Genomic DNA, 15,357 nt, shown 5'->3' on the forward strand with positions numbered 1-15,357 from the left:
CTCCTCCTCCCTCACAACCGTTTCCGCCGCCGATGCGGCACCCATCGCTTTCCCGCTCCGCTCGGTCACGACTCCACCGCGACCGACGGCCCTGCACCCGTCGCTGCCGCGCTCCGCTCGAACACGACTCCCTCCACCGACACTCGACGCTGACGCGACCAGGGCCGCTGCGTACTTCCTTCGTTGCACGGCGCGATCACGGGCGGGAGACGGACGGTTGGAGGGGTGCGGTGATTCGGGTGGCGAGAGCGGCGGCATGGGGAGCGGCCATGGTGGTGAGGTGGTCGCCGGGGATGTCCTCGAGGACGAGCGTGCCGAGAGCGATCTGGGACCAGAAGCCGTCCACCTCCGCGCGAGTGCCCAGCAGTGTCGCCGAATCACTGTTGCGTAGCACGCGGATCGGACCGAAATAGGGTTCCGCGCGGTGGGCGCCCATGGCCCGCAGATTGTGGGCGAAAATCTCGAAGTGCCCGCGGAATTCGTCCAGGGGCAGCCCGGCCGCATGGTACGGGCCGGTCCCGCCGGTGGCGGCGGCGTGCAGGGCGGCGAGGCGGTCGGCTCGCGACACGGCGGCCAGTTCCCGGAGTTTCGCCGCCAGCGGGGCCGAGTCGCCGTTCAGCTCCGTCAGTGCGCCGGCGGGCACCCGTGCGGGGGTGCGGGCAAGGATCGTGCGCAGCGCGGTGTCGAATGCCGCTGTGTCGGAAGGGAATCCCGCCGCGGCCGGGTCGACGCCGAGGGATTGGGCGAAGATGTACTCGATCAGCAGCTCGTCGTGCACCGCGGGCGGCTGATAAGAGCCGATCACGGTGAGTTCGTCCACCGTCGCGCCCGCCTCGGTGAGGGTGCGCGCGATCTCGGCGGCGAGCAGGCCCCCGACCGAGTACCCGATGATCCGGAAGCGGCGGTCGTGCTCGAGCAGCTCCGTCGCGTAATCCGCTGCCTGCCTGGCGATCACGGTGTCCGCCGGAAGATTCAGGTACTGCTCCGGGTCGGCTACCTCGAGGCCGAGCAGCGGCCCGGGGTGCGCCGAGCGCAGGTACGGGAGCAGCGCGTTGTAGGGCGCCAGCGTCCCGGTGCCACCGTGCACGAGCACCCAGGCGCCACTGTCGTGCCCGGACGCGCCGCCCAGCGACCGCACCGCCGTCTGCCGGGCCGCCGGTGTCGCGGCGGTGTCGGCGCGGTGGCGGCGGGCGGCGAGCGCGGCGACGGTGGGGTTGCGCAGCATATCGCGCAGCAGTTCCTGCCATTCGATATCGGCGACCTCGGGCACCCGTTCCCGCAGTCGCCCGACCATCTGCGACAGCAGCAGCGAATCACCGCCCAGGGCATAGAAATTCTGGTCGCGGCCGACCCGCGGAACGCCGAGCATTTCCTGCCATAATTGCGCGATCCGCTGTTCGATCTCGTCGGCGGGCGGCACGAAGGACGCGTCCGCGGCGGCGGCCGGAACCGCGGCGGCGCGCGCGGCCAAGGCCTTGCGGTCCAGTTTGCCGTTCGCCGAGCGCGGCAGCGCGTCGAGCAGACTCATTTCGCCGGGCACCATATGGTCGGGCAGCAGTGCCGCCACATGCTCGGTGAGCTGCTGTTCGGTTACCGAGCGCCGTTCGCCCTTGAACCGGGCGATGAAGACGCCCTGGCCGGAGGCCGCCAGCGGCTCGTTCTCGGCGGGCAGGACGCGCACGTGATCGGCGCCCGCGTCGCCGAGTTGCCGCAACCATTGGTCGCGGGTGAAGAACGCCTGCCCGGTGCCCGCGCGCACATCGGTGAAAGCGGTGAGTTCGCTGAAGAATTCGAACTCCATCGATACCAGCAGCGCGTAATTGTGCTGCCGGGTGGGTTCGAGGAAGACCAGCCAGCCACCCGGCGCGAGCAAGTCGCGCAGCCGCGCCAGCACCTCGTCGGCATTGCGGGAATTGTGCAGCACATTCGCGCACAGGATGAGATCGACCGAGTTGGGCCGCAAGCCCTGTGCGAGCGCGTCGGCGTTGATGTCGAAGCGCCCGTAGCGAATCCACGGAAAGTCCGCGAATTTCTTGCGAGCCTCGCCGAGGAAGTATTCCGACACGTCGGTGAAGTGGTAGTCCGGCTCGAACTCGGCCAGCGCCGGGATCAGGTCGGTGCTCGTGCCCGCGATGCCCGCGCCGACCTCGAGCATCCGCAACCGGTGCGGCGACCGCCGGGCCACCTCCCGCACGGTGTCGATCACGATGCGATGCGCGCTGCGCGCCACCAGATTCGTCCGGTAAACAGCATGCGCCGCACCGGGTTTCCCGGCGGGAAACAACAACTCCCGCACGTCGAGAGCGCCGCGCAACAGCTCGTCCAGGCGACTGCTGCACGCCCGGATATAGGACAGGGTCTCGCTGCCGTAACCGACGATCTCCTCCAGCTCATCGATCCGCCGCCAGGCCGCCTCGACCGCGCGCGGACCGGCCGCGATCAGGTCGCTGTAGCGGCCGGTTTCCGGATCGTGCACCACCGCTCCCCCGTCCGCCAAGGCCGCCAGCCAGCGTTTCAGCAGTCCGTGCTGGCGTTCGGAAACCCCGGTGGCAGCGGCGAGCTCGGTGATGTCGTGCGCGCGTTCGCGATCGTCGAACAGGCCGCCGGCGCGGAGCTGTGCGGCGATGGACAGCATGGCCATCTCGTCGACCGCTCGCATCAGCGCGACGAACGCTTCGCCGTCGATTTCCTGGTGCGCCGCGGCGGCGGCGTGCTCGGCGGTGGCGAGCACGTCGCTCGCGGCCGCCTCGCCGAGACCCTGGTCACCGGAGCCATCGGCCGCGATCTCGGCGAAGCCGAGCAGCCGCGCGCCGGGGCCCTGTCCGTTGACCACCACGGCGGCGTCGGCCACGGCGGGATGGCGGCGCAGCGCCGATTCGACCTCGCCCAATTCGACGCGGTGGCCGCGGATCTTGACCTGAGTGTCTTCGCGGCCGAGGAATTCGAGCCGTCCGTCCGGGTGGAACCGGCCGAGGTCGCCCGTGCGGTACAGGCGGTCGCCGGTGCGCGGATGGCGGAGGAAGCGCTGGGCCGTCAGCTCGTCGTCGCCCAGATATCCCTCGGCCAGGCCGATTCCGCCGATGTAGATCTCGCCGGTGACATGGTCGGGACAGTCCTGCAGCGCGTCGTCCAGCACGTGCATGGTCTGGTTGCGCAACGGGGTGCCATAGGGGATGCTGCGCCACTGCGGATCGATCTGCCGCACCGGGTGGTGGATTGACCAGATGGCGGCCTCGGTGGCCCCGCCCAGGCCCACCACCTGCAAATCCGGATGGTTCGCGCGCATCCGGTCGGGCAGGTCCAGCGGAATCCAGTCGCCGGACAGCAGGACCAGGCGCAGCGAGTCCGCGCCGGACGTGGCGCCGAGGACATCGAGCAGCATCTGCAGTTGCCCGGGCACACTGTTCCAGAGGGTGACCGCATGCCGTCGCACCAGCTCCAGCCAATGCGACGGATCCGTCGCGCGGTCCTGCTCGGGGAGCACCACGGCGCCGCCGGCCGCGAGCACACCGAAGATGTCCCACACCGAGAGATCGAAGGCCAGGCTCGCCACCCCGAGTACCCGATCGCCGGATGCGACGCCGAAGCGCTGGTTGATGTCGTCGAGGGTGTTCGCCGCCGCGCGGTGGGTGGTGACGACGCCCTTCGGTTCGCCGGTGGAACCTGAGGTGTAGATGACGTACGCCGGATCGTCCGGATCACCGGCGAGTTCGGGCACGGTGTCGATGCCCGGCAGCAGGTCGACGGCGACCGGTCGCACGGTCGCGGGGATCTCACCCGCGTCGCGCAGCCAGGACTGCGTGAGCACGACCGCGACGCCGGCGCGGTCGATGATCCGCTCCCTGCGCGCCGTCGGCTGACTCACCTCGATCGGGACATAGGCCGCGCCGGCCAGCAGGGCCGCGAGCACGGCCACGACTTGTTCGGGTCCCTTCTCCATCAAGACGGCGACCCGGTCGCCGCGCCGCACACCGGCCGCACGGAGGGCGGCGGCGGAAGCCGCTGCGCGGCGGCGCAATTCGGCGAAGCTCATCACGTCGTCGCGGTGGAATACCGCGGGCGCGTCCGGGTCCGTGTCGGCCCGATCGAGAACCCGCTCGTGCAGCAGGCGCGGCCGCACCGCGGCGTCGGTGTCGTTGTAGGCGTCGCGGCGGCCGCGCTGAGCGGACGGCAGCGGGACCGGGTACTGCTCGGTCCAGGCCTCGGGGTCGGTGGCCAGCCGGGTGACGAGATCGGTGAACGCGGCGAAGGCCTCGGCCGCCGTGTCCCCGGCCAGCACGTCGCGGCGCACGTCCCAGGCGATCATCAGGCCGTCGTCGTACGGGGTCACCTGGCAGTCGAGCCATACCTGCGGCGTGCGGGTGAGGCCGCGCAGGATCCGGCCGCGGTGGGCGCGCGCGCCGGCGTCCTCGGCGCCGAGGGTGCTGGTGAACACCACGGGCATGAGTACCGGGTTGCCCGCGCGGCGGGTCAGTTCGCTGAGCACCTCGACGCCGTCGAACAATCGATGATCGAGATCGGTGAACAGCCGGGCGGCGATGCCGCGGGCCCGGCCGACGAAGGTGTCCTGCTCGTCGAGGTCGACGCCGAGCAGGTTGACGGAGGTGAAATCGCCCAGCACCGCACCGATTTCGGGGTGGGCGGGCAGGCGGTTGAACACCGGCAGATTCAGCGTGAACTGCCGCTTCCGGCTCCAGCGCCCGATGACCTCGGCGTAGGCGGCGAGTACCGCGCCGGACGGGGTGAGGTCGTGCGGTGTCGCATTGCGGGCCAGGCCGACCAGGACGGATTCGGGCAGCCATTGATGTAACCGGTCGAAACCGGGCTCGGCGCCCGCGCTGTCGTCGGTGGCCCGCGTGGGCAGTTCCGGTGCGGCGGGCAGGGTTTCGATCCGCTGCTGCCAATAGGCGCGGTCCCGCTGGTATCGAGATCCGTTGCGCAGCTGCTGCACACCGAGGATGTAATCGCGGAAGCCGATCTCCGGGGCGGGCCGCAGTGCCGCTTCGTCCCCGGCCGCGTGGACGAGTTCGTCGAGTTCGGCCAGCAGCAGTTGCACGCTCGCGGCGTCGACCACCAGCAGTTCCACCAGCAGGTGGAGAATGCACGCGGTGTCGGTGCGGGTGATGCGCAGGGCGAACAGGGGCCAGGTGTCCGGGGCGGTGGCCGGGCCCAGCATCTCGTCTCGTTGCCGGTCACGCAGGGTGTCGACGGTGGCCGGGTCCGCGCCGCGGGCGTCCGTCACCGGGATCCGGTATTGCGGCACGGTGGCGGCGACCTGCTGGTAGCCGTCGCCGTGCACGGTCGCCCGGAGCATGTCGTGGCGGCGCACGAGGGCGTTCCACGCCTGTTCCACATTCTCGGGATCGACACCGGCATAGGCGATTTCGAGGTAGCTCGCGCACGCCACGCCCCCGAACGGGTAGGTGGGGTCGCGTCCGATCAGGTACGCCGACTGCACCGGGGTGAGCGGGAACGGTTCGTGTGCGGCGGCGGTGTCGGCGGACACGTCGATCACCGACTGGTCCTGGGCGAGGTATTCCAGGACGGCGGGCTTGTGCGCCACCAGCTGGTCCCGGTGTTCGGTGGTCAGCACGCCCTGAGGGGCGCGGAACCGCAGCTGCGCGCCGTCGACCCAGAGATGAACTCCGCGCTGTCGTAGGTCGGTTACCAGGTCGGGGACGTTCACAGAACACCTTCTTCGAGGTCGATACCGGTTTGTGGTTGGTTGTGGGTGAGCCCGGCGACGGTCGGGGCGGCGAAGAATTCGCGGAGGCTCACGGTCAGGCCGAGTTCCCGGCCGAGGCGGCTCACGAGTCGGGTGGCCGACAGCGAATCGCCGCCAGCGCCGAAGAAACTCGTGTGCCGGTCGGCCGGCGGGGCTCCGACGAGGTCCGCCCATACCTCGGCTATCCGAGTTTCCAGGCCCGGACGTATCGGCTCTGTCTGCTCGGAAACGGCTGTGGCGAAGGCCGTTTCGGCTCGCCGTATCAGAGCGGCGTGATCGATCTTCCCGTTGCCGGTCAGCGGCGGGTCGAGCAGCGGGATCAACTCGGGTAGCCAGGCGGCGGGTAGGCGGTCGGCGAGGAAGCGCGGGAGATCCTCGGGCACAGCGGATTCCACGAACGCGACCAGCCTTGCCCGCGCACGCTCACCCACCGCGAGCGCGATCGCCCGACGGACCTCGGGGTGTGCGCTGATCGCCTGCTCGATCTCGCCGAGTTCCACCCGGTGCCCGCGAATCTTCACCTGGCGGTCGGCGCGGCCGAGGAATTCGAGAATGCCGTCCGGGCGATATCTGCCCAGATCCCCGGTGCGGTACCAGCGGATACCGGCGTACTCGGAGAAGGCGGCCGCGGTGAGGCCGGGCTCGCCTCTATAGCCGCGGGCCACTCCCGCGCCGCCGATCAACAACTCCCCCGGTACCCAATCGGGCCGATCTCTGCCGGACTCGTCCACCACCCGAAAACACTGATTACGCAACGGACGACCGTAAGGAATCGACGTCCACTCCGGATCCACGGTGTCGACCTCGAAGAAATTCGACCAGATCGAAGCCTCCGTCGCGCCGCCCAAGGCGATCAGACGGCAACGGTCGGACGAGGCGGCGAGACGGCCCGGCAGGTCCAATCCCACCCAGTCGCCGGACACCAGCGCCAACCGCATGCTCGGCGGCAGTCCCGGACCTGCTTCGGCGACGGTGAGCAACATGTCCAGCATGGCCGGAACGCTGTTCCACAGCGTCACACCATGCTCCCGCGCCAACGCCAGCCACCGGCCCGGATCACGCCGGTCCTCCTCCGCGACGACCACCACACTGCCACCGGCACCCAACACAGCGAACAAGTCGAACACCGACAAATCGAAATCGACTGCCGCAACAGCCAACACACGATCCCGCGCACCGAGGTCGTAGCGGTGTCGGAGGTCGTACAGGGTATTCACCGCGCTGCCGTGCTCGATTTCGACTCCCTTCGGCACTCCCGTGGAACCGGAGGTGAAGATGACGTACGCGAGATCGGTTGCCACACCCCGATACACCGGGGCCGGATCGTGGTGCCGAGCATCGGTGATCACCGCCACCGGCACGCCGCCCGAGCGCTGGTCGGGTTCTCCGGCGTCGTCGGTCAGCACGACCGCGACTCCCGCCTGCTCGAGAATCGCGTGACGACGCTGCGCCGGTTGATCTTTGGCGACGGGGACATACGCGGCACCCGCGGCAAGGACGCCGTACAACGCCGCCACTTGCACCGCACCCCGAGGCAGAGACACCGCGACCGCGTCACCCGGACGCACCCCACGCGCGATCAGGAGTCCCGCGACTCGCCTACTGTGTTCGGCCAATTCACCGAAACAGACGACCGCGTCCCCGTCGATCACCGCTACCCGTTCCGGATCCGCCGCCGCGACATCGAACATCGCCGTATGCAACAACCCGCCGCCAGGAAGATCGCCCGGCCCCGCGGTGTCGTTGACCTGATCGCGAATCACCCGCTGATGCGGCGGCAACACGGGTAACGCCTCGTGCAGCGGTCGCTCCCAATCCACCTCACCCAACCGGTTCAGGAGCCGGTGGTAGGTGGCGAACATGTCGTCCACCATTCCGTCGGGGAACAATTCGTCCACCGAATCCCAGCTGAGCAACAGACCGTCCGGCAATTCGATGACCTGATGGTCCAGCCACACCTGCGGGGTCTGTGTGCGGGTGTAGTCCGGCCATAGCACCGACCGCGCCAATTCGTCGTCCACTCCCAGCATCGAGGTGAAAACCACCGGTACGGGTTCGGCCGGTATCGCGCTGTCGCGGGCCAGTTCTCGCAGTACCCGCACCGCGGAAATCTGCTGATGGTCCAGGTCGCTCCACAACTGTTCCTGCAATCGGCGGACGCGTGCGAGCCAGCTTTCGCGCTCCGCCGGGCGATCCGCCACCAGCAGCAGCGAACTGAAGTCGCCGACCACCCGCATGATGTCGGGGTGCACGTCACGCCGGTCGAAGCGGGTCAAGGTGACGGTCAGGTCGCGCTGGGCGCTCCACCCGCCGAGCACCCACGTGTAGCACGCCAGCAGCACCACGCTCGGTGTCACGCCGAAGTTCCTGGCACGTGCGACGATCCGGTGCCAGGTTTCCGGCTTCAGCCGCGCTTCACGGCGGCGGAAGCGGGGATGCTCCACCGCGGCGGGTGAGATTCGCAGTGGCAGTTGCGGTCCCGGCGGCAATTGCGGCAGCCGCGCACGCCAGTACGACAGCGCGGCTCGAACCTCATCGTCCGAGGGGGCACAACTCAGCACATAGTCACGGAACTCGATGGCCGGCCGCGTCAGTTCGATATCCGGATCGGCATACCATCGCAGCCATTCGGAAATGAGCACCAGAGCGCTCAGGCCGTCGACGACCAGGCTGTCGAAAACCGTGCACACTCGGGCCTTTTCACCGTCGCGCACGATTCGCACGTCGAACAGTGGCCACGCCGACGAATCGAGGGCCCCGTCCGCCATGTCCGCCCGCACCGCCGCGGCCACGCCGTCGAAATCGGCGCCGGCGTCGATCACGGGGATCCGATACTCCGCGACGTCGGGCAGTACCCGCTGCATACCCTCCGCACCGACCACCACGCGCAACATCGCGTGCCGATCGATCACCCGATTCCAGGCGCGCGCCAACCGGTCCGGGTCCAGATCGGTCCAGTCGTACTCGAAATACAACTGCGCACCGATACCGCCCAGGTCGAATTCTCTCGACCGGCCCAGCCAGTACGCGACCTGAATATCGGTCAGCGCGAACGGTTCCAGCCGGTGGGCCGCATCGGTCGTCAGCGACCGCACCGGAGCCGACCCCTGCGGCGGTTCGCCGGGCGTGGAGTCTTCGGTGTGCGGCCCATTCCGGGTGAGTCCGGCGATGGTCGGGCTGGTGAAGAATTCGCGGAGGGTCACGGTGCGGGCGAGTTCCCGGCCGAGACGGCTCACGAGCCGGGTGGCCGACAGCGAATCTCCGCCCGCGCCGAAGAAATTGGTATCCCGGTCGGGCAGGTCGCCGCCGAGTACCTGTTGCCAGATCGACCCGATCCGCGTTTCCAGGCCCGGCCGCAACAGTTTCCGTTCCAGGGGCCCGGTTGTACTTGTGGCGATGGCCTTTTCGGCACGGCGCACCAGATCGGCGTGATCTATTTTCCCGTTCCCGGTCAATGGCGGGTCCGGCAATGCGATCAGTTCGGGCGTCCACCCCGACGGCAACCGGTCGGCCAGAAAGCTCCGCATGTCTGGGGGCACATCGGGTTCTACGAAGGCCACCAGCCGTGCCCGCGCACGCTCACCCACCGCGAGCGCGATTGCCCGACGGACCTCCGAATGCGCGCTGATCGCGTGCTCGACTTCCCCCAATTCCACGCGGTGTCCACGGATTTTCACCTGTCTATCGGCTCGGCCGAGGAATTCCAGGACGCCGTCTGGGCGATACCTGCCCAGATCCCCCGTGCGATACCAGCGCAGGCCTCCGTCCTCGAAGAAGCTGGACGCGCTCCGCTCCGGCTCGCCCCGATAGCCGCGCGCCACCCCCGCGCCGCCGATCAACAACTCCCCCGGCACCCAATCGGGCCGATCTCTGCCGGACTCGTCCACCACCCGAAAACGCTGATTACGCAACGGACGACCGTAAGGAATCGACGTCCACTCCGGATCCACAGCCTCGACCTCGAAGAAATTCGACCAGATCGAAGCCTCCGTCGCACCACCCAAAGCGACCAGACGGCAGACGTTCGACAGCGCCGAGAGACGACCGGGCAGATCCAATCCCACCCAATCCCCCGACACGAGAGCCAACCGCAGCGTAGGCGGCAAACCCGGCCCGGCCTCAGCGACCGTAAGCAACATATCGAGCATGGCCGGAACGCTGTTCCACAGCGTCACACCATGCTCCCGCGCCAGAGCCAGCCAGCGCCCCGCGTCGCGCCGGTCCTCCTCCGCGACGACCACCACACTGCCACCGGCACCCAACACACCGAACAAGTCGAACACCGACAAATCGAAATCGACTGCCGCAACAGCCAACACACGATCCCGCGCACCGATCTCATACCGGGAACGCAAATCATCAAGTGTGTTCACCGCGCTGCCGTGCTCGATTTCGACACCCTTCGGCACTCCCGTCGAACCGGAGGTGAAGATGACATACGCGAGATCGGTTGCCACACCCCGATACACCGGGGCCGGATCGTGGCCTCGAGCATCACCGATCCCTACCACCGACAGGTGGCGAAGAGGTGGTGCGGCTTCGGCGTCGGCGTAGCAAGCAATGTCGTCGGTCAGCACGACCGCCACCCCCGCCTGCCCGAGAATCGCGTGACGACGCTGCGCCGGTTGGTCTTTGGCGACCGGAACATACGCCGCACCCGCAGCGAGAACGCCGTACAACGCCGCCGCCTGCCCCGCAGCGCGGGCCACCGACACCGCCACCGCGTCCCCAGGACGCACCCCGTGCGCGATCAACAGCGCCGCGACCCGCCTACTGTGTTCGGCCAATTCACCGAAGCCGACAACAGTGTCCCCATCGATCACCGCTACTCGTTCCGGATCCGCCGCCGCGACATCGAACATCGCCGTATGCAACAACCCGCCGACAGGAAGATCGTCCGGCCCCGCGGTGTCGTTGACCTGGTCGCGGACGGCCCGCTGATGGGGCGGCAGCAGCGACAACGCCTCGCTCAGCGGCCGTTCCCACTCCGCCTCACCCCACTGGCGGACGAGCCGGTGGTAGGTGGCGAACATATCGTCGACCATCCCCGCCGGGAACAGCTCGTCCACCGAATCCCAGCTCAGCACAAGGCCTTCCGGCAATTCGATGACTTGATGGTCCAGCCACACCTGCGGAGTCTGGGTCCGCGTGTAGTCCGGCCACCGCACCGAGCGAGCCAGCTCGTCGTCCACACCCAGCATCGACGTGAAAACCACCGGGACCGGCTCGGCGACCGCCTCGTTCTCCCGGGCCAGTTCCCGCAGCACCCGCACCGCCGAAACCTGCTGATGGTCCAGGTCACTCCACAATTGCCGCTGCAACCGCCGCGCCCGCCCGAGCCAGCTCTCCTGGGCGGCCGGGCGATCCGCCACCAGCAGCAGCGAACTGAAATCCCCCACCACCCGCATGATGTCGGGATGCACCTCACGCCGGTCGAAACGGGTCAGCGTGACGGTCAGGTCACGCTGGGCGCTCCACGCGCCCAGCACCCACGTGTAACACGCCAGCAGCGCCACACTCGGCGTCACACCGAAACCTCTGGCCCGCTGCACGATTCGATGCCAGACCGCTGGGTCCACTCGTACTTCTCGACGAGTGAAGCGAGGACGCCGCACCGCGGCCGGAGCAACCCGCAACGGCAACTGTGGCCCCGGCGGCAGCTCCGCGGACCGCGAACGCCAATACGCCGAAGCCGCCTGAATCTGTTCTTCCGAAGGGGCGCTGCCGATGACGTAATCGCGAAACTCCAGGCCCAACGCGGGCAACTCGCTGTCCGGGTCCGCGTAGAGCCGCGTCCACTCGGACAGGAGCACCACAGCGCTCAGGCCGTCGGCGATCAGCGTGTCGAACACCGCGCAGACGCGGGTATTCGGGCCGTCGCGAACGACCCGGATATCGAACAACGGCCAGGTACCGGCGTCGAGGACGCTGTCCGAGAGCTCGTCCCGCACGGCGGCCACATCCCCCTCGGCCAACGGAATCCGATATGTGGGAACCACTTCCAGCACCCGCTGCATGCCGTCGCCGCCGACCACCGCACGCAGCATGGCGTGCCGGTCGATCAGCCGGTTCCAGGCGCGCTCCAACCGCTCCGGATCCAGGTCGGGCCAGTCGTACTCGATATACAGATGCGCGCCGATACCGCCCAGGTCGAAATCCTCCGACCGGCCCAGCCAGTACGCGGTCTGAATATCGGTGAGCGGGAACGGTTCGTACCGATGTTCGGGATCGGAGGCGAGAGCCGGAGTTGTCGCGGCTGTGCCGAATGTCAGGGTCGCGGCGAACGCGCCGAGCGTGGGGTTGGCGAACAGCGCCGCCAAGTCGGCGCCCGCCACACCGTCGGCGGCGAGTCGCCGGATCAGCCGGGTGGCGAGCAGGCTGTCACCGCCGAGTGCGAAGAAGTCGTCGTCACGCCGGATCTCACCGGAGTCCAGCAGCGCGGCCCACGCCTCGGCCACCAGGCGCTCGGCCCGTCCCGACGGCACTCCGCCGCGTGCCGGTTCTTCCGTTGCCGCAGAGCCGGTTCCGGCAGCGCCACCGTCTCCCGCGACGAGTGCGGCCTGGACGGCGGCGCGGTCGATCTTGCCGTTGCGAGTGATCGGCAGTCCCGTCCTGCGGAGGAAGAGACGGGGAATCATGTAGCGGGGCAAGCGTTCACCCAGCCAGGCACGCAGCGCCGCGTCCTCGGGGCCGTCCCCGACGACGACCGCGCCGAGCGCCCGCGCCGGCTGCTCGACCACCGCGGCCGCGGCCGCGACGATCTCCGGATGCTCCGCCAGGACGGCCTCGATCTCCCCCAATTCGATCCGATGCCCGCGGATCTTGACCTGATGATCGGTGCGGCCGAGGAATTCCAGTGTCCCGCCGGGCCGGTATCGCACCAGGTCGCCGGTGCGGTACCACCGGACTCCGGCCCGCTCGACGAACTTCTCGGCGGTGCGCGCCGGGTCGCCGCGGTAACCGTGCGCCAGCCCGCCGCCCGTGACCCACAGCTCACCGGGCGCCCACTCCGGGCGGTCCCGACCGTGCGCGTCGACCACCCGGCAGTCGGCGTGCGGCAACGGAACCCCGTACGGCACGCTCGACCAGTCCGGGTCGACCGTGCCGACCTCGCAGACGGTGGCATGAATGGCGGCCTCGGTCATGCCGCCGAGCCCGGCGAACCGGCAGCCGGGCACGAGCCGGCGCAGCCGCTCGGGCAGATCGACGGTGACCCGGTCACCGCCCAGCATGACCACCCGCAGCGCGGTTCCCAGCCCGGCGTCCGCGGCGGCGATCAACAACATGTCCAGCAGCGCGGGAACGGCGCTGACGACCGTCACATCCCACCGGCGGATCAGCTCCGCCCAGGCGGCGGCATCGCGACGCCGCGCCTCCTCGACCACCACCACCGAGCCACCGAACGCCAGGAAAGCGAACAGGTCATACGCCGACAGGTCGAAGTCCAAGGCGGACAACGCGATCGTGCGGTCGTCCGCGCCGATACCGAACCGGCCGTTGACCGCGTCGACGGTGTGGGCGACAGCCCGATGAGGCACCTCGACGCCCTTGGGCGCGCCGGTGGAGCCCGACGTGAAGATCACATACATCACGTCCTCGGGATCCACCTCGACGATCTCGGCCAGCGGGTCCACGTCGCGGGACTGCTCCGGGAAGACCGCTTCGATATCGCCGGGCCACGCGGCCGCGGTCCGCGGGTCGGTGACGACCAGCCGCGCCCCCGCCGTGCGATAGACCCGTTCCCGCCGCGCGAGCGGAAGATCGATACCCGAGGGCACGTAGGTCGCGCCCGCGGCGAGCACACCCAGTGCCGCCACGATCTGCTCGACCCCCTTGGGCAATGTGATGGCCACGCTGTCGCCGCGGCGAATTCCCTTGTCCACCAACACCCGAGCCATGCGACGGGCGCGTAACGCGAGTTCGCCGTAAGAGATCTCCGCGCCATCGGCGAGCAGGGCCGTCCGTTGCGGATCGGCGGCGGCCCGGCGGAAGAACCGCTGATGCAGAGGTACAGCCGGAGCGAGGGCGACCTCGCCGTGGCGGCGCCCGGCGACCGGCCACGGCGCCTCGCGGTCCCACGCGGCGTCGTCGTCCAGCAACAGCTCGACGAAACGCACGTAGGCGTCGAACATCGCGTCCAGCATTCCGGCCGGGAACAGCGAGACCCGGGCATCCCAATTGAGCAGAATGCCGCCCTCGAACTCGGTCACCTGCGCGTCCAGCCAGACCTGCGGTCCCTGGGACACCGTCCAGCTCGGCTCGCCCAGGCACTGCCGCACCTCGGGGGCGTACAACTCACCCAGGCTCAGCGCGCTCGTGTACACCACCGGCGCGAGAACCCGCTCCCCGCCACCGGCCCGGCCCAGATCCCGCAGCACCTCGACGCCGCTGTAGGCGGCATAGCCGAGGACTTCCCGCAACCGCTCGGTGAGCACCCGCGCCCGCCGGGTCACCGACATCGAGGCGGACAGGTCCACGTCGAGCAGGACCGAGCTGGAGAAGTCGCCGACGAGGCGGTCCACGTCGTCGTGCAGGGGTTCCCGGTCGAATACCGGCAGATTCAGCAGGAATCGGTCGGTACTGCTCCAGGCGCCGATCGTCTCCGCGAAGACGGTGGCGAGCACGCTCGCGGGAGTCAGCCCGGCACGGCGGGCCTGTTCGCGCAGCCGCCCCGCGCGCTCCGGCGACAGCCGGTACCGGCGGCGGTCGACTCGCGCGCCGGTCGTCTCCTCGGAGGTCAGCAGCGGAAGTTCCGGCGCCGCAGGCAGTTCCGGCAGCCGCGCCCGCCACCACTCGCGAGCCTGTTCACGCGCTGCCGCGCGGGCCAGGCCGCGATCGGTGAGATATTGCCGGTAGCTGTACCCCAGCGGCGGCAGCGCCGTGGGGCCGCGCTCGTACAGTGTGGTCAGGTCGGCGAGGAGATTACGCAGACTCAACGCGTCCCCGGCGATCATGTCCAGGTCGAGGTGCACCCTGGTGCGGCCGTCGGGCAGCAGCGAGACCTGGAGATCGAACACCTCCCCCGCCGCCACGTCCATACTCCGATGCGAGAGTGTGTCGCGAATCCGCGCCAATCGCCGAAGACGTTCGAGCTCAGGCAATTCCCGCAGGTCATGGACCATCAGGCCGGACCAGGACCCACCGTCGGTCACGCGCTGCATCCCCTCGGCGTCGATCGCCACCCGCAACATCGGATGCCGCGCCGTCAAGGCGCGCACCGCATGTTCCAGCCGTTCCGGTTCGACACCGCCCGCATGGTCGAACTCGCTGTAGAAGTGCGCGGCGACACCGCCGAGTTCGTGTGCCGGCGACCGCCCGATCCAGAAGGCGTGCTGCATCACCGCCAGCGGAAACGGGCCCGAACGGTCCACCACGACGACTTCCGTGGCGGCGCCGGTTTCGCTGTGGCGCAGCAGCTTCCACCACGCGCCGAGCGTCGGGTTCCGCACGAGATCCCGGTATTCCACGCGGCTGCCCGCGCGCCGCATGAGCCCGGAGATGCGCATCACGGTCACCGAATCGAGCCCCAGCTCGAGCAGGTCGGCGTCGTCGGTCAACTCTTCCACCGGCACGCCGGTCAGCTCACTGACCTGCTGCCGCAATTCGTCTACACCGTGGGACCAATCCACCCT

At 69.1% G+C, this 15,357-nt stretch carries 2 protein-coding genes; both read right to left on the reverse strand.

Annotation, left to right across the window (positions count from 1 at the left end; translation table 11 throughout):
• Positions 1-196: 196 nt before the first annotated feature.
• Entirely contained in the window at positions 197-5,686 is a 5,490-nt protein-coding gene (locus tag ACFMRZ_RS10305; protein WP_400178906.1) for an amino acid adenylation domain-containing protein, read from the reverse strand.
• Positions 5,683-15,354, reverse strand: coding sequence for an amino acid adenylation domain-containing protein (locus tag ACFMRZ_RS10310; protein WP_400178907.1), 9,672 nt, complete (start codon positions 15,352-15,354; stop codon positions 5,683-5,685). Before ACFMRZ_RS10310 ends, ACFMRZ_RS10305 begins: the two co-directional genes overlap by 4 nt.
• Between the last annotated feature and the right edge of the window lie 3 nt (positions 15,355-15,357).

Origin of the sequence: Nocardia sp. N2S4-5 (assembly GCF_044628355.1) — a bacterium.
In the GTDB taxonomy this organism is placed as follows: Bacteria; Actinomycetota; Actinomycetes; order Mycobacteriales; family Mycobacteriaceae; genus Nocardia; species Nocardia wallacei_B.